The following is a 15,872-nucleotide window of genomic DNA, read 5'->3' as shown; positions in this document are numbered from 1 at the left end:
GATCGTGCGGTCGTCGTGCGATCGGTACGAACTCGTTTCAGTCCGTCCCCTCGCCGCCGCGGTCGACGGTCTCCTCGCGCACGGTCAGTCCCTTCCGGCCGAGGTGCTGGAGCTGTCGCCGCGCGAAGTCCTCTTCCCGCGTGCCGCGGGTCGCGAGGACGTAGACGAGCGCGCCCCCGGCTGGCCGCATCGTGCGGCCGGCGCGCTGGGTGCCCTGGCGGCGGGAGCCACCGAGCCCGGAGACGACGATCGCCAGGTCGGCCGTCGGCAGGTCGATCCCCTCGTCGCCGACGCGGGAGACGACGAGCAGGTCGCGTTCGTTCCGGCGGAATTCATCGAGGAGCCGTTGCCGCTCGCGGTGCGGGGTCTCGCCGCTGAGGAAGGGTACGTCGAGCGCCGCGGCGAGTTCCCGGCCCTGGTCGAGGTAGTCGACGAAGACGAGCGCCTGCGAGTCGGGGTGAGCGGCGAGCAGGTACCGAACCTCGTCGATCTTTCCTCGGTTCTGTGCGGCGATCCGGTACTTCTCCCGGCCGTCGGCCGACGCGTAGGCGTTCCCCGCTTCGTCGTCGTCCCACGGCACGTACCGGATCTCGAGTTCGGGCTGGGCGACGAAGCCGGCCTCGAACAGCGCCTGCCAGTCGGTCCCGATCGGCGGGCCGACGAGGGTGAAGATCTCGGTCTGGCGATCGTCCTCCCGAATGGGGGACGCCGAGAGCCCGAGGCGGTGGCGCGACTGGAGGTGGGTGCTGCGCCGGTAAACGTCGCTGGGAACGTGCTGGCACTCGTCGAAGATCACGAGCCCCCACTCGCGATCGTCGAACAGTGATCGGTGGCGATCCATCCCCGCGATCTGGTAGGTTGCGATCGTCACCGGCCGCACGTTCTTTTGCCCGCCGTGGTACTGGCCCACTTGGGCGGGTTCGAGCGTGGTGTACTCGACGACGGCGTCGGCCCACTGTCGGGCGAGATCGCGACTCGGGACGAGCACGAGCGTCTCGCCTTCGACGCGGGCCATCGCCCCCAGCGCGGCGACGGTCTTGCCGCTGCCCGGCGGGCCGACGAAGACCCCTTCGCCGGCCTCGGCGAAGCGATCGACCCACGCCCGCTGGTAGTCGCGGAGTCGAACGCGGAGCTCTATCGGGAGGGCTTCGCCCGACTCGAGGTCCCGGTGGTCCTGGACCGGGTACCCCGCCTCGTAGAGGATGCGCTTGATCGCCGCTTCCGCCCCCTCGCGAACCCAGTCTTCGGTGTCGGAGATGGGCGCGTGGACGTGTTCCTCGTCGAGCTTCTGGCGGGCGACGTTCCCCATGATCTCGGGGCTGGTCGCTTCGAGGACGGTGTAGCCGTCCTCGTGGGTCGCGAGTCGGAACTGGTGGGCGCGGTCCCACTGGCTCTCGACCCACGCCTCTAGGTCGGTCGATCGCCGGCCGAGGGCCTGCCGCATCGTTCGCCGGAGGGCGTCGAACTCGTCGTGGGGCGCCTGCCAGACGTCCTCGGGCCTGACGACGTATCGGTAGCCGCGATCGCCGTTCGCGTCCGCGAGGTGGGCGAACTGCGAGAGTTGCGCGCGGGTGAACTGGCCGGGCCGATCGACGACGATCTCTCGACGCTTCGGAAACACGACGACGCGCTCGCGATCGGTCAGATCCTCGAGCTCGCTGGGGTACCAGACCACGGGGTCGGTCGCGACCGACAGCCGCTGGAGGTCCCCCCGAGCCGCGAGCCGCTCGAGTTCCTCGCTGGCCGTCTCGTGGGTGACGTCGAGGGCGCGCGAGACCGCCGCGGCGGTGAGGACGGGACGGCCGGCGGACTGGGAGGCGTCGTGGAAGTCCGCGAGGGTGAACTCCTCGTCGGCGCCGCGGCGGTCGTCGGTCGCATCCGCGTCGTCCGTCGCGGCGCGATCGCTTCGGCGGTCGCCGGGCGGACTGTCGGAAACGGAGTCACGTTCTCCGGTCGTCGATCGCGTCGCGGAGTCGATTCGATCGTCGCCGCCGGCTGACGAGGAGCGTTCGTCGGTCACTGTCCGGCCTAGCGGCGGTGCGGGTAAACCGATTACGCTCGCGGCGTTCGACCGACGCGCGCGACCGGGTAGGCTTATCGAACCGGCGCCCGGCCGCCCGATACTATATCCGGGCGGGTGCCGTACAGTCGACTGTCCCATGTACCGCGCAATTCTCCCGGAAGGACAGATCGCCTGCGAGCGATACGAACACGTCGACGAGGGGATCGAACTGTACACCGAGGACGATCAGTTCATTGCGTTCGTGCCCTACGCCAACCTCCAGGCGCTGGCCAGCGAAGAACTCTACACCGAGGACGAACGATCGATCATGTAGTCGGCGTCTGATCGATCGCTTCGAGCTGTTCTCGGTACCGATTTCTGACGGTGACGACGGTCGTCTGGGCGGTGTCGGCGACGGCGCGTTGCGGAATGGTCTCGTCGCAGAGCAAGCCGGCAGCGTAGATCGCCGCGGCGGCGAATCCGGTCGGCGATTTCCCCGAGTGGAGCCCCTCGTCGGTCGTCTCGTCGATGATCTCGATCGCTTTCGTCTCGACGTCCTTCCCGACGTCGAGTTCGGAACAGAACCGGGGGACGAACTGCCTGGGGTTGGTCGGTTCCAGATTGATATCGAGTTCGTCGGCGATGTACCGATACGTCCGGCCGATCTCGCGCTGGTCGACGCGTGAAACCGAGGTTACCTCCTCGAGGCTCCGCGGTATCCCCTCTTTTCGACAGGCCGTGTACAGTGCGCTGGTCGCGACGCCTTCGATCGACCGGCCGCGGATGAGGTCCTGTTCGAGCGCCTGTCGGTAGATGACGCTCGCGGTTTCTTTGACGGGCTTCGGGACGCCGAGCGCGCTCACCATCCGATCGATCTCGGAGAGCGCGTACTTCAGGTTTCGTTCGCCGGCGTTTTTCGTTCTGATTCGTTCCTGCCAGACGCGGAGGCGATGGAGCTGTCCGTGTTTGTCGGCGGACATCGAGTGGCCGTTCGCATCGCGGTTTCGCCAGTCGATGGTCGTCGTTAACCCCCTGTCGTGCATCGACTGCGTGAGCGGAGCGCCGACGCGGGACAGTTCGTCGTGTTCCTGCGCGTTGAACGCTCGCCATTCCGGACCGTAATCGATCGGATCTTCGGTGAGGACGAGCCCGCACTCCTCGCAGACGCGTTCGCCGCGGTCCGGATCGTGGATTATGGTGTCGGTTTCACAGTCGGGGCATAGCCCGGACTCCGCCTCGCTGTTTTCGGTGGTGGTATCGATGATAGACCGCGTCATCAGTACCGGACAAAACTGTGCAGGCACTGTAAGGGGTTCACATGGTTTCGCGGGAAACCCCGACTTACTACGGCGGTCGCATCGCGATCGGCAGACGACGCCGTCTTCTCGTGCGGTTGGAGAGAGAAAGATGACCGACACTCCCGTCGCACCCGACTCAGTCGGGCGATTCGACGATCGTGCCGAAACCGTGTCCCATCGGTTGCGTTCGGGCCGAAGTAACGCGAGTAGTCACTTCGCCCGGTAGTGGGTATCGTGAACACGCGACAAGAATCGTTTCCATCGTTCCGGCGAGGTCACGACGTAAATCACCGGTTCACGCTGTAAATCCAGTTTTCGAGCACGAACCGTCGTCTGCTTTTATGTCGCTCCAGTCGAACGTTCTGCACTAGTGCCGTGTTGACGATTTCCCCGTCGGACCGTGGCAGAAGCCCGACTTCCCGCGCCCGTCCCATACGTACGCCGTCGATACAGACACACAATCGGTCGATACCGATAGCCGATGCACCGGGTGGGTATCGACGCCGAGCGGCGGAATCCGTTCGACCTCGAGCGCCGCGGCGAAGTCAGTGGGTATGGTCTTTGCAGCCGGTGCGAAACGTGGCCGTCCTTAAGAGTGTCACTGTTGGTGTACAACTTGGTGTGTCAATCGTGATTGCGAGCCTATCAGAAGTACAGCGGTCGCTGTCGATCCGACAGTCCGACGCCGCTCTCGGTCACCATCGAGCGTGGGGGGGTGGCAGGATCGGACGAGATGCGTCCGGAGGGTCCTGAGAATGTCGTCGATCGATACGTCACTCCCGGACGAAATCGCTTCGGTTGCCGATTCGGACGCGGACGAGCGACTCTCGAAGGACGTCATTTTCGAACTCCTGAAGAACCGTCGCCGCCGGGAAGTTTTGAAGTACCTTCTCGAGACGGACGAGACCGTAACCCTCGGCGAACTCGCGGAACAGATCGCCGCCTGGGAGAACGACACGGAGGTCAACGCCCTCAGCTCGGACCAGCGAAAGCGGGTCTACGTCGCGCTGTACCAGACCCATCTCCCCAAGATGGATGACGCCGGAATCGTCGAGTACGACCAGGATCGCGGCCTGATCTCCCTGTCCGACAACGCCGATCTGTTGATGATGTACCTGAACACGGATAATCACCGACAGGATCGGTGGGACCGCTGGTACGCGCTGCTTAGCGTCGTCGGGACTGCCGTCATCAGCGCCGCAGTGCTCGGACTGCCGGTCCTGTCGACGATCCCGACGGTCGCCCTGGCCGGCGTCGTCGTCGTCGCGTTCTTCTCGCTGTCGATCGCGCACGTCCTGACGAACCGGAAGCACGAACGGACGGTCGACGGCAAACTCTCGCGCATCGAGTGAGTGCCGAGACGAACAGTCGGTGAATCAGGGGCGATCGCCGCTATTCTCGACGCGGTCATCGGTCGGTTTTGATCCCGTGGAATTCGCTCCGATCGGGCCGCGCTCGCCGCCGAGAAATCGATCGGTTTTAGTCCGAATCGATCACCCGATTCGCCGGCGGCAGTTCGCAAGGGGAATGTTTACTCGCGGAGGGTCGTAGATACGGTTGGCTCCCGGCGACGTACCGAAACAGTTCGCGTGCCAGCTTGCTGTTCCAGCCCGGGAGCCGCTCTATTCCGTTCAGCGCGTCATCACCGAACGATCCTCGGCGAGCGGCGTCGGGTTCGACCGATCGAAGGCGGCCGCTATCGATCGCGTTCGCGGCGATTACCGGTCGCGAACGTTGTACTGGACGTCGACGGTCGCGTCGCCGAGCAGCGTGAAGTTCTCGACGTCCCCCTCGAACCAGTAGGCGTCGAGCCAATTCCCGACGACGCCACGGACGGCGCGGCCTTCGATCACGTCTTTCTCGTCGATCGACGCGTCCAGGTGCTCGGACTTGATCACCGCGCCGTCGATCTCGAAGGAGTAACTCGTACCGTCGGCGGACTCGGTGCCGTCGATGACCAGCGCGTGCGGAAGGAGTTCGTAGTCGCCGTAGTCGGCGGGATCGATCCGCTCGCCGTCGAGGTACACGTCGGCCTCGCCGTCGGTGAACGTGACGTCGGTGAGCGCGCCGGAGAACCGAAACGTCAGGCTGTCGTCGGCGACCGAACTCTGGACGGTCGAACCGGAGATCGTGGTTCCCTCGTCTTCAGGGTCGGCATCCGAGTCGAGTTCGATCGTTCCGTCGACGGTGAGTTCGAAGCTCGCGGGAGTTCCGCGGCCCTCGACGACGAGGACGTGGGGCAGTTCCGCGCCGTAGTCGGCCGGGTCGACGGCCTCGCCGTCGACGTACACGGTGCCCGGTCCGTCGACGGTCACCCGTTCGAGGTCGCCGTGAACGCGGAACGTGTCCTTCCAGTCGGCGACCGCACCGTGGACGACCCCGCCCTCGACGGTGTCCTTGGCGTCGATCGTCGCGCCCTCGTAGTTGGCCTTCTCGACGTCGCCGTCGACGGCGAACTCGTATCGGGTCACGCCCGCGGAATCGCCGTCGATCAGGATGACGGTCGCCGGATCGTCCGACTCCTCGTTCGCCGACTCGTCTTCGGCGTCGGTGTTCTCACCGGCGGCCGCCTCCTCGGCCGATCGGGGAACGCCGTCGGGAATCGAGAGATCCGGTTCTCGAGAGACGGCGTCGGCGACGGAGACTGTGGAGCCACTCGCGCGCTGGATCGCGCCGGAGTAGCCGCCGCTCTCGAACGAGGCGCGGCCGGGCGAGCCGTTCGCGCCGGCGACGAGCGCGTACGGGTACGGGCCATCGGCGAAGTGGGAGTTCCGGATCGAGACGGTGCCGCCGTTCCAGATCCAGACCGGCCGGCCGTTCGTTTCGATGTACCCGCCGTAGCCGTGACCGTAGTCGGTGCCGTCGTTGTAGGCGACGCAGTCGACGATCTCGTCGTCGCCGCTTGCACACCGGAAGGTCGAGACGCCGTTGTTCTTCCCGAAGCAGCGTTCGAACCGAACGCTGCCCCCGGTGGCGGTGTTCGAACAGTAGAATCCGTTGTTCGGGTAGCCCTGGACGTTGCAGCGGCGGAACGTCACGTTCGCGTTGCTGCGCTTGTGCATGAAAACCGCGCCGGGACCGTGGACGAAACTCTCCCCTTCTTTCGTCGCCCCGTCGCCGAGGTAGACGTTCTCGACGAGGACGTCGCCGTCGGGAGCGGCGATCGAGATGATGAACTGGCTCCCGCGGTAGAGCCCCTCGAAGCCGACGTTCCGGACGATCGAATCGCCCCCCTCGATCAGCAGCAGAAAATCGTTCCCGGTCGTCAGATCGATCAGTTTGTTTTCGTACGTTTCGCCGCGCCCTACTCGAACGATCTGCCCGTTCGCCTCGACGACGTCGTAGTCGCCCCCCGCCGCACCCGCGCCGCCGGCAGCGCCCGTGATCGCCGCCGCGGTGGTCGTCGCGCCCGCGAGTTTCATGTACGAACGCCGGTGGAGTAATCCGCTATTACCGTCGTCCGAGTCGGCGTCGTCGGACCGCTCCGCATCAGGGACCGAAGGTTCGCGTGCCATATACTCCGGTAATCCGAGACTACCAATATAAACTTTCCCCTGTAACACCCATAAAATTAACTGAATGTAACTCAAACCGGAGCGTTTAGTACGTGAACTATGAACGATTTCCCGAGGAATAATCAGGGCGTGGTGGTTCCTGAAATCGCGACGGTAGTCGCGCATTACTTCGGCCGAGGACCGCCGAATCGCCACACCGGCGGATTCGATCTGCGAGAGGGTCGATCGGGACGGTGCCGGGACGGGGACGTGATTTGGCTCGGAAACGGAAGTAGAAAAGGTGCGGCAGTGAAGGCGGTATTCGTCGACGGAGGGAGAGCGTTCGTCAGCGGAGGTGGAAGGCGCGTCAGCGGGGATGGAAGGCCTGCGTCAGCGGGGGACCGGCGGGCGTCGATCAGTGGAGGGGCCGTCAGCGATGGTTGTCGATCGGAACGGGTGGAGGGAGTCGATCGTCGTTACTTGCCGGAGCCGTTCGCCGCTTCTTCGGGCGAGGTTGGAACGCCGTCGGGAATGGACGCCTCGGGGTCGGTACCGACATCGTCCTTGAGTTTGACGGCCGAGCCGGCGTGTTCGGCGATGCCGGCTTGCTTGTCGTAGTCGGTCTCGCTAACGACGACGGACGTCGCGTTGCCGTTCGCGCCGGCGTCGATCGCCGTGTGGTGGCCGTTCATCTCGAGCTGGCAGCCCTCGACTTTGATCGTGCCGGGGGTCCAGGCCCAGATACCGCGGCCTTCGTACCCGTCGTCGTTGATGAGGACGTTCGAGTTGGTGACTTTGCTGCCTTCGGACCCGAGCCGGTAGTGCGAGACGTAACAGTTCGCGGCGAAACTGCTATCGATGTGAACCGTACCGCCGCCGCCTTTCCCGGGGAGGCCGGGCGCGGAGGCGTAGATCGCGTTGTCCGCGAAGCTCTGGATGTTGACGTTCTTGATGTCGAGGTGTCCGCTGTGGATTGGGTTGACCCAGACCGCGGTCTGGCCGTACCCGTGGGAGGTCGCGTTTCGATCGTCGGAGCCGTCGCCGAGGTAGACGTTCTCGATCGTGCTGGTGCCCCCCGTGTCGGCGACGCCGAACGTCGCCGAACCGGTTCCGGAGACGTTCTTGCCCTGGAACCCGATGTTCCGGATGGTCCACTCGGACCCCTGGGCGTTGATCGTGATGTCCTGCCCGGTGGTCATGTCGATCAGCTTGTTCTCCCAGGTCTCGCCGTCGCCGACGGTGATCGACTGGTTTTCGGCCGGGATCGTCTCGTACTTCTCGTCGGCTGCCGTGGTACCGGCGACGCCGGCGGTTGCCGTCGCGGCTGCGACGGTCGCGAGCGATCGAACGTAGTTACGGCGGCTTAATCGCGGCTTACGACCGGTAGTCGGAGCGGTGTCCGATTCGGACGTACGGGGATTCTGCGCCATACAATTCCGTAACCCGAGCTTACACTCATAAACTTTTCCTTGCTATCATCGGTTAAATTTACAGATAGTATTTTGAACGAGTCATAGTCGGTCAGATTCTATTCCAAAACGTTCTCGAAGTTACGACTATCTTCAGCGACGAATACCGCGAAATTGAGTCGACAAACCCCGCGTTTCTCGAGGTAATGGATCACTACCGACCGAATTCGTCGGTTTTGGCCCTCTTCGGAGCCGGTATCCGATGGAGTCGTTCGTTCGCGAAACGATCGGCGGAGCGAAGCAGTGCCGGATTACGGACTGGCATTTGGGTCGCGCTCGCTTCATCATCGACGCCCGCCGCGCCGGCGCAGGGACGCGGACCGTTCCGTTCGCACCGCCGAGTGCCGAAGCCGGTCGAATCGGCGGAATCCGCCGGTCAGCGGGACCCGACACTCGCGCACGTGCACGCGGATCAAAAAATAATAGCGGTCGGCTTCCGATCGATCGTCGATCGGAAGCCGCGACGCGATCGGCCGCGCCCGTCCGACGGCCGAGTCGTCACTCGGCGGTCGGCGGTTCGCTCTCGACGTCGTACATCCGGAACTCGTCGTTCGAGATCACCTTGTCGGCGCTCGGACTGGTTTCGAGTTCCCGGAGCGCGCCGCCGCTGTAGCGGAGTTCCTCGTAGACCTCGATCTCGCGCGTTTCGTCCCACTCAGTCACGATGAAGTAGTAGTCGAGTCCGTGGTAGGCGCCGCTGTAGTTGCCGTCGTTGAACTCGGTCGCGTTGGCCTCTCCGCTGGCCGTCGACGCTCCGCTCAGCGCACCGTCGCGTTCAACCCCGTTGAGCCCGTGATCGTAGCGGAACGGATCGTAGCCGAGTCCGACGTGGGGCCGCTCCGCCGCGGCGCGATTGAGTCCGGTCTCGTAGCCGCTGAACTGCTCTTCGGTCACGTGCTGGCTGGGGTCGTAGATGAGCGGCGAGGAGTAGACGGTCACCAGGCCGAGGACGAGACAGGCGCCGAGGAACACCGCGGCGACCGCGTTGGCGCCCGGCGTCGTGATCACCGACGAAAGCGCGCCGATCCCCCGTGCGATGGCGATTCCTCCGAGAATCGTGATGACGACGTAGATGAATCCGACCTGTCGAAACGCCATCGTCGGCGTCCCCAGGGAGTAGAGCGCGAAGACGCCTCCCAGCGGCACCAGCGCGATGCCGAAGTAGGTGACGAACGACTTCGGCTCCCGATCGAGCTTCGTGCGGCCAAGCCACACCAACAGCACGAACAGGCCGACGATCAGTCCGATCAGGGCCATCTCGAGGAACAGTTTGGCGAACAGCTCGCTTAGGCTGGCGCCGATCTCCGTGAGCGACGACTCCCGCTGATCGACTTCCGCACCGGCGCCGACGTTCTGGCTGATCAGCCCGTACACGAGCCCTGCGAAGGCTCTTCTGAACGTCTCGTCGCTCGCCACCCAGACCGTGAAGAGCGATCCGAGGACGATCGTGTGCGCGTACATCGTCGGCTGTGCCACCATCGGATGGTCGTCGTAGCGCTTGCGCGCGAGGAACTGGACGGCGGCGATCACTCCGAGCAGGACGATGATGTTGAACATCTGCTGGGGGTGGACCAACAGGAGCGCGGCGGCGGTCAGGTAGATGAGCGCGTTGAACGGCGAGATCCCGATCGGGAGTCGTTCGACCGTCGCCCGGCGGCGCAGGTAGGCGACGAACGCGAAGATGACGACCGGCGTCAGAAAGAGAGCGTTCGAGTTCGTGTGGATGCCCATGTGCGTCGCGATGTTGTTGATCGGCAACACCGCCCACGAGAGGATCGCGGCGACGCCCACCGCCAGGCCGTTACCGGTTACACTGCGCACGACTAGCGGGACGAACACCAGGAACGGGACGAACAGGGCGATCGCGCTGAGCAGCAGTCCGCGCTCGATCGTGGCGCCGCCGACGACGTGGAAGACGGTCGCGAGGGAGTGGACGCCCGGGTAGAACAGTTCGTGGGGCGACACGGTGCCGTCGACGATGTCGCGGACCCACCCGAGGTGGGTGAGGGCGTCCCCCATCCCGAGGAAGCGGTAGCTCCTGATCACGGGGAGGCTCACGATCGCCGTGACCGTCAGCGCGCCGAGCGCGATGCCGATCGTTCGCTCGCGGCCGCGACAGGCGATCGCCGTCGCGACGGCGATCGCCAGACCGACGCCGAAGCCGACCCACGTCGCCGTCGGCGTCGCCGCGTAGATCGACGGCTCGTACGCGGTCGCCGGATTCGCTCGCGCGACGAGGACGGCGATCGCGACGGCGAGGAACCCGACGGCGAAGGTGCTGTCCATCGTCCGCCGTCTCATTCCGTCTCACTCCCGGCGCTGGCCGAGTGGCGGTCGACACGCATGTCTTCGGGTGAGCGTCACCGATGGCGAGGTTTGTTATAGAGCTCCTACGCTCGATCTCGGAATCGCCCGCGACGGTCGTCGAGATGGTGAAATTCGCCGGTATCCGTCGCTGATCGGATTCGACCGTTCGCCGTATGCCCGGCGGCCGTACGTCGATCCTATCGCTCCCCGGTCGATCGCTACGAGCGGCCTTCTCGGTTCCCGATCGATCAACGAACGCGTCGATTTTTGTCCGCGGTCGTGCTCTCTCGAGCGACAACACGTCTTACTCATGGCATCTATCGTCCTCGATCGACCCGCCGCCGACGGAACGACCCTCGAGTGTACCGTCCGGACCACCGCCGATCTGCAGCGGTTTTTCACGGACGACCCGTTCAGCGTCAGCTACGACGTCCCGATCGAGTCGGTGCCTGAAGGGGTGCTCGCCGTTCCCGTTCTCGCGCACGTCTGTCCCGTCGCGTGGGCGAACGGAGCGGACGTCTACGTCGACGAGGTCGACGCGACGTTCGCCCGCGCGCTAGCGGATGTTCGGGATGCGCTGTGCTCGATGTACGACTTCATGGAGGGCGGCGAGCTGTACGCCCGCCGGACGATCGACCCCGAGCCCCGCGACGACTCCGATACCGGTACGGACGGGGAGAAGGGCGAGGAGAGCGGCCTCCTCTTCACCGGCGGGGTCGACTCGACGTACTCGTACGTGACCCACCGCGAGGAGTCGCCAACCCTGATCAGCGTTCGAGGGTGGACGATCACGCCCGCCCCCGCCGACGACGTGAAGTGGGCCCAGCTTCGATCGCGCGTCTCCAGCTTCGCCGCGGATCACGGGCTGGAGACGGCGTTCGTCGAGTCCAACATGCTCTCGTTTCTCGACCACCCGATGCTGCTGGCCCACTACAAGCGGTTCGTCGACGGGGCGTGGTACAGCTCCGTCGGCCACGGGCTCGGCCTCCTCGGCCTCTGCGCCCCGATGGCCTACGCGCGCGGGATGTCGGAGCTGTACGTCGCCGCCACCCACTGGGAGGGGATCGACCTCGAGTGGGGATCCCGCCCCGACGTCGACGACGCCGTCCGCTGGAGCGGGACGCGGTGTCACCACGACGGCTACGACCGCACCCGACAGGAACGGCTGGATCGGATCGCGGAGTACGTTCGCGCCGAGGAGCCCGCCCTGCAGCTTCAGACCTGCAACGACCGGATGGAGGGCAACTGCGGCGAGTGCGAGAAGTGCTATCGAACGGCCGTCGGGCTCCGTCTGGCGGGGCTCGACCCGACCGACCACGGCTACCCGTTTTCGGACGCGGACTACCGCGATCTCCGGCGATCGCTCGAACGCGGCGAGTGGGTTCTCGGCCAAGACGAGCGGTACATGTGGGACGACATCCGCGATCGCGTCCGCGAGACCGAGCCGTCTTCGCCCGAAGAACGGGCCTTTTTCGAGTGGCTCGTCGACGCCGATCTCGACGAACTCGTCTCCGAATCCGAGTCGCCGCTGGTCCATCGCCTGCTTCGAGCGAGCGCGCGCAACGCGCCGGCGAGCGTGTACAACGCGCTCTACCCCGCGTACGCGACTGCGAAGTCGAAGTATCGGCGCGTTCGACCCGCCCGGTAGTTCGCCGCCGATCGCGCGATTCGTCGTCACCGGCCGGCGTCTCCGGCGGAAAACGGTTTAAACTGTGTGAACGGTGTAAACAGTTCGGCCAGTGTAACGCTCCGACGGCGCCGACGCGATCGATCGCTCCGGGCGATCGATTCTAGCGCGTGTCCGGCCGAACCGGCTCACTCCATGTAGCCGAGCCCCTTCAGCCGGTCCTCGACGCCATCGAAATCGTCGTCGATCGCTTCTTCGGGGTCACGCCGGGAGACGTCGATCCGTTCGACCTTGGTCCGCGCGGGCCGCGCGTCGTCGGCGAAGGCGTCGAAGAGCACCCGTCCGTCGGTGTTCCTGGGGACGGGTTCGCCCATCGCGTGCAGCACCGTCGGCGCGACGTCGACGACCCGCGCGCCGCGCAGGGTCGCGCCGGCGTCGATCGACGGGCCGCGACAGAGCACGATCCCGTCGCTGCGGTGACTCGCGGTCGTCGTCCCCGTCTCGCCGAAGACGTGATCCGTAACCGAGTTTCGGACGTCGTAGCCGTCGATGCCGTTGACGATCAGGTCCGGCGAGTCGTCGTCGGTCGGGAACAGCTCGTCGCCGTCGAAGACGTCGAGTACCGGACGCCCGTCCGCGTCGGTGACCGACTCGAAGACCTCGGCGAGTTCGGCTTTGACCTCGTCGACGTCGCTCGGATCGACGACGCCGTTTTCGAACCGCCGGGTGTCGTTGACGTAGCAGTTCCCGGCGTCGTGAACGAACGCGACCGTCCGATCGTAGTCGACGTCGTAGAGGGCGTGTTCGCCGGGGATCTGTTGGGCGACGGAGTCGACGAGGCTCCGCGGGAGTTTCGACACGAGCAGTTCCTCGGAGATGCCGACGCGATCGAGCGCGTCGGTGATGCGATCGCGCGAGATGCCGAGGCTCGCGAGGGCGCCGCGCGTTCCCTCGTCTTCGGCTCTGAACAGGTACCCTTCCCGCTCGAGCACGTGGTTGACGTAAACCAGCTGGTGGATCGGTCCGAACCCGTGATCGGAGACGACGTAGAGGTCGGCGTCGTGCTCGTCGACGTAGGCCATCACTTCGCCCAGGAGGTCGTCGAGCAGCGTGTAGTGTTCGAGCAGCAGGTCTTCCTCCCAGACGAGGTGCTGGAAGCGATCGGGCGCGGTGAAAACGAAGAAAAAGAGCCGCCAGTCGTCGCCGGCCCGCTCCATCTGGAGCCGCAGGACCTCGCGGCGCGTTTCGAGCACGGAGTCGACGGCCGCCCGGAACTCGTCGAGCCGATCGGCGTAGTCGGGGTAGTCGAGGCTGATCTCGTACTCCGGGATTCGGGACGCGATCTCGTCGCGGAGATCGGGCGGGTGCGTGAACTCGCGGTCGGTCGACGGTGTCATCATCCCGGTCACCATGGTGCCGTCGATCTCCCGCGGCGGATAGGTCATCGGGACGTTCCCGACGTGGGCCGGGCCGACCTGCTCCCAGAGGGTCGGCTGCCGGACGTCGGCGCTCGTGTACATCTCGTGGGAGTACTCGGCTGAAAGGTTCTGGAACCCGTAGACGCCGTGTTTGTCCGGCCAGACGCCCGTCGCGATCGACGGCCACGCGAGCGGGGTCGTCGGCGGCCGGGTGCTCTCGAGCCGCCCGGACGCCCCCTCCTCGCGGAGCCGAGCGAAGTTCGGGAGCGCACCGCCGTCGCTCCACTGTTCGACGAGTCGCCACGGCACGCCGTCGAGTCCGAGGACGAACGCCCGCTCGGACGAACCTGTGGATCCGCTCATGATTGCGTAGTGAGTATCGTGGCGCTAGAACGCCCGCTGTCGGGCAGGTGGCGGGACGGCCGCTTTGTAATGGAGATAATAGGTTGGGAGCCGATCCGTTAGGGTGGCGGTACACGGCAGCGGACTGTCACCGATCGCTCCCGAGCGCCCCGCCGTCGGATCGCGCCGGCGTACCCGGTCTGATCCCGTCGGTGACCCGGCCCCGACACGTTCGCGAACGCCTCCGTTCGGCCTGGACTCCGCGATCGCGGGTCGGCCTCGGAGTGCGGTTCGCGTCGACGGTCGCCGATCGTCACGATCGCGTGTGGGTCCCGAAAGGCGAACAATAACAAAAGGACCGTCTCCGATCTGACACGGGTATGCGAGCTACCGACCGGGGTGGGTGCCGTGGGTAGCGTCGTGCTCTCGCTCGACGCCGAACTCGGCTGGGGATTCCACGACTTCGACGTCCTGCCGCGAGAGCGCGTCGAGTCCGGCCGCCGCGGGTGGACGGCCATGCTGGAATTACTCGCCGAGTTCGAGATTCCGGCGACGTGGGGCGTCGTCGGGCACCTCATGCTCGAATCGTGCGACGGCAGACACCCGGCGCACCCGGCACCGGAGGGCTGGTTCGAGCGGGAGCGAACCGACTGGCGCGATCGGGAGGAGCTGCGGTTCGGCCCCGATCTCGTGACCGCGCTCCTCGAGTCCGACGTCGACCACGAGTTCGCCAGCCACTCGTTCTCTCACGTGCTGTTCGACGACCCGACCACCGATCGCGAACTCGCGGTGGCCGAACTCGAACGCTGTGAGGACCTCGCCGCCGCCTGGGGACAGTCGATCGAGTCGTTCATCTTTCCGCGAAACGAGACCGGTCACCGGGACGTCCTCGCCGAGGTGGGGATCGCCGCCTACCGCGGCCGGACGCCGTTCCGCGAAGGCACCGGGGCCATCTTCGACTCGACGGTTCGCAACCGCTCGTTCCTGGTCGAGCCGATCGTCGACGAGTACGGACTGGTGAACGTTCCGGCGTCGCTGTTCCTCTTCGGCTTCGAGGGGCGGGCGCGGACGGTCGCCGAGTCGATCTGGGCGGACCCGATGATCGCCGTCGCCCGCCGCGGAATCGACGAGGCCGCGCGCGCGGACGGGATCTTCCACATGTGGCTCCACCCGAACAACCTCACGGACGAGCGCGACGATCGGCGGATGCGAACGATCCTCTCGTACCTCGATCGTCGCCGGGCCGAAACCGATCTCACCGTCGAGACGATGGCCGACGTGGCCCACCGCGTCGGCGCGGAACCGGTGGCCGACGGCGCCCGTCCGATCACTCCCCGAAAAGCGGACAGTAACGGTCCGTAACAGGAACGGCGGGCTACAGCGGCGGCCCGTTCTGTACGGCGACGATAACAAAGCACGCCGCCGGTCCGTTCTCCGGCAGATGCCACGACGACTTCTCGACCGGTGGACCGATTCGAGCGCGCTCTCGCTCGGCGTGCTCGGTGTCGGAAACATCGGCACGGTTCACCTGAAGTCGGCCCTTGCGATGCCGGGCGTCGAGGTCCTCGCGGCCGCCGACGCGCTGGCGGAGAACCGCGAGCGGGCCGAACGCGCCGGCGTTCCCCGAACCTACGCGGACTACGAGGCACTCTTGGATGCGGAGTCTATCGATGCGGCGGTCGTGGCGCTGCCGCCCGTCCTCCACGCTGAGGCCGTCGAACGCGCCGCCGACGCCGGGGTCGACGTCTTCGTCGAGAAGCCGTTGGCCCGATCGACCGCGGAGGCGGACGAGCTGCTCGCGGCCGCCGATCGGGCGGGGATCGCCGTCGGCGTCGATCACACGCTCCGCTATCAGCGGGACCTGACGGGGGTCAAGGACGCCTACGACGAGGGTCGGGTCGGTCACGTCCCCTAC

11 protein-coding genes are annotated in these 15,872 nt (G+C 65.9%); 4 read left to right on the top strand and 7 right to left on the bottom strand.

Annotation, left to right across the window (positions count from 1 at the left end):
• Nucleotides 1–37: 37 nt before the first annotated feature.
• Nucleotides 38–2,020, bottom strand: a complete 1,983-nt coding sequence (locus MUH00_RS21535; protein WP_247004895.1) for a DEAD/DEAH box helicase — start codon at nt 2,018–2,020, stop codon at nt 38–40.
• Nucleotides 2,021–2,159: 139 nt separating this feature from the next.
• Here MUH00_RS21535 and MUH00_RS21530 point away from each other — a divergent pair, with 139 nt between their 5' ends.
• Nucleotides 2,160–2,336, top strand: coding sequence for a hypothetical protein (locus MUH00_RS21530; protein ID WP_247004894.1), 177 nt, complete (start codon nt 2,160–2,162; stop codon nt 2,334–2,336).
• Here the strand turns inward: MUH00_RS21530 and MUH00_RS21525 are convergent.
• Entirely contained in the window at nt 2,329–3,279 is a 951-nt protein-coding gene (locus MUH00_RS21525; RefSeq protein WP_247004893.1) for a transcription initiation factor IIB, read from the bottom strand. The genes MUH00_RS21530 and MUH00_RS21525 overlap by 8 nt on opposite strands.
• 776 nt (nt 3,280–4,055) lie before the next feature.
• On the opposite strand from MUH00_RS21525, the gene MUH00_RS21520 reads away from it, so the two are divergent.
• On the top strand, nt 4,056–4,652 hold the full coding sequence (locus tag MUH00_RS21520; protein ID WP_247004891.1) for a DUF7344 domain-containing protein: 597 nt from the start codon (nt 4,056–4,058) through the stop codon (nt 4,650–4,652).
• Nucleotides 4,653–5,018: 366 nt separating this feature from the next.
• On the opposite strand, the gene MUH00_RS21515 is transcribed toward MUH00_RS21520, so the two are convergent.
• The 3 genes from MUH00_RS21515 to MUH00_RS21505 all read right to left on the bottom strand — a co-directional run bounded on the left by MUH00_RS21515 (nt 5,019) and on the right by MUH00_RS21505 (nt 10,564).
• A complete protein-coding gene (locus MUH00_RS21515) occupies nt 5,019–6,815 on the bottom strand; it encodes a hypothetical protein (RefSeq protein WP_247004889.1) in 1,797 nt (598 codons plus the stop codon).
• Nucleotides 6,816–7,270: 455 nt separating this feature from the next.
• Nucleotides 7,271–8,224, bottom strand: coding sequence for a hypothetical protein (locus tag MUH00_RS21510; protein WP_247004887.1), 954 nt, complete (start codon nt 8,222–8,224; stop codon nt 7,271–7,273).
• Nucleotides 8,225–8,761: 537 nt separating this feature from the next.
• Nucleotides 8,762–10,564 carry a hypothetical protein gene (locus tag MUH00_RS21505; RefSeq protein WP_247004886.1) on the bottom strand — a complete coding sequence of 601 codons (1,803 nt, stop codon included), beginning with the start codon at nt 10,562–10,564 and terminating at the stop codon, nt 8,762–8,764.
• A 316-nt stretch (nt 10,565–10,880) separates the two neighbouring features.
• On the opposite strand from MUH00_RS21505, the gene MUH00_RS21500 reads away from it, so the two are divergent.
• On the top strand, nt 10,881–12,218 hold the full coding sequence (locus tag MUH00_RS21500; protein ID WP_247004884.1) for a hypothetical protein: 1,338 nt from the start codon (nt 10,881–10,883) through the stop codon (nt 12,216–12,218).
• Nucleotides 12,219–12,385: 167 nt separating this feature from the next.
• On the opposite strand, the gene MUH00_RS21495 is transcribed toward MUH00_RS21500, so the two are convergent.
• A complete protein-coding gene (locus tag MUH00_RS21495; RefSeq protein WP_247004883.1) occupies nt 12,386–13,978 on the bottom strand; it encodes an alkaline phosphatase family protein in 1,593 nt (530 codons plus the stop codon).
• Between the two features lie 387 nt (nt 13,979–14,365).
• Between MUH00_RS21495 and MUH00_RS21490 the strand changes: the two genes are divergently transcribed.
• The gene (locus MUH00_RS21490) at nt 14,366–15,319 is read left to right on the top strand and encodes a polysaccharide deacetylase family protein (protein ID WP_247004881.1); all 954 of its coding nucleotides are present in this window, start codon (nt 14,366–14,368) and stop codon (nt 15,317–15,319) included.
• A 13-nt stretch (nt 15,320–15,332) separates the two neighbouring features.
• Here MUH00_RS21490 and MUH00_RS21485 read toward each other — a convergent pair whose 3' ends face one another.
• Nucleotides 15,333–15,863: a hypothetical protein gene (locus tag MUH00_RS21485; RefSeq protein WP_247004880.1), complete on the bottom strand. Its 531-nt coding sequence runs from the start codon at nt 15,861–15,863 to the stop codon at nt 15,333–15,335.
• Nucleotides 15,864–15,872 lie beyond the last annotated feature (9 nt).

Source organism: Halosolutus gelatinilyticus, from assembly GCF_023028105.1.
Lineage (GTDB): Archaea > Halobacteriota > Halobacteria > Halobacteriales > Natrialbaceae > Halosolutus > Halosolutus gelatinilyticus.
The sequence above is the reverse complement of the archived record's forward strand: the minus strand, read 5'-3'. Positions and strand labels throughout refer to the sequence as shown.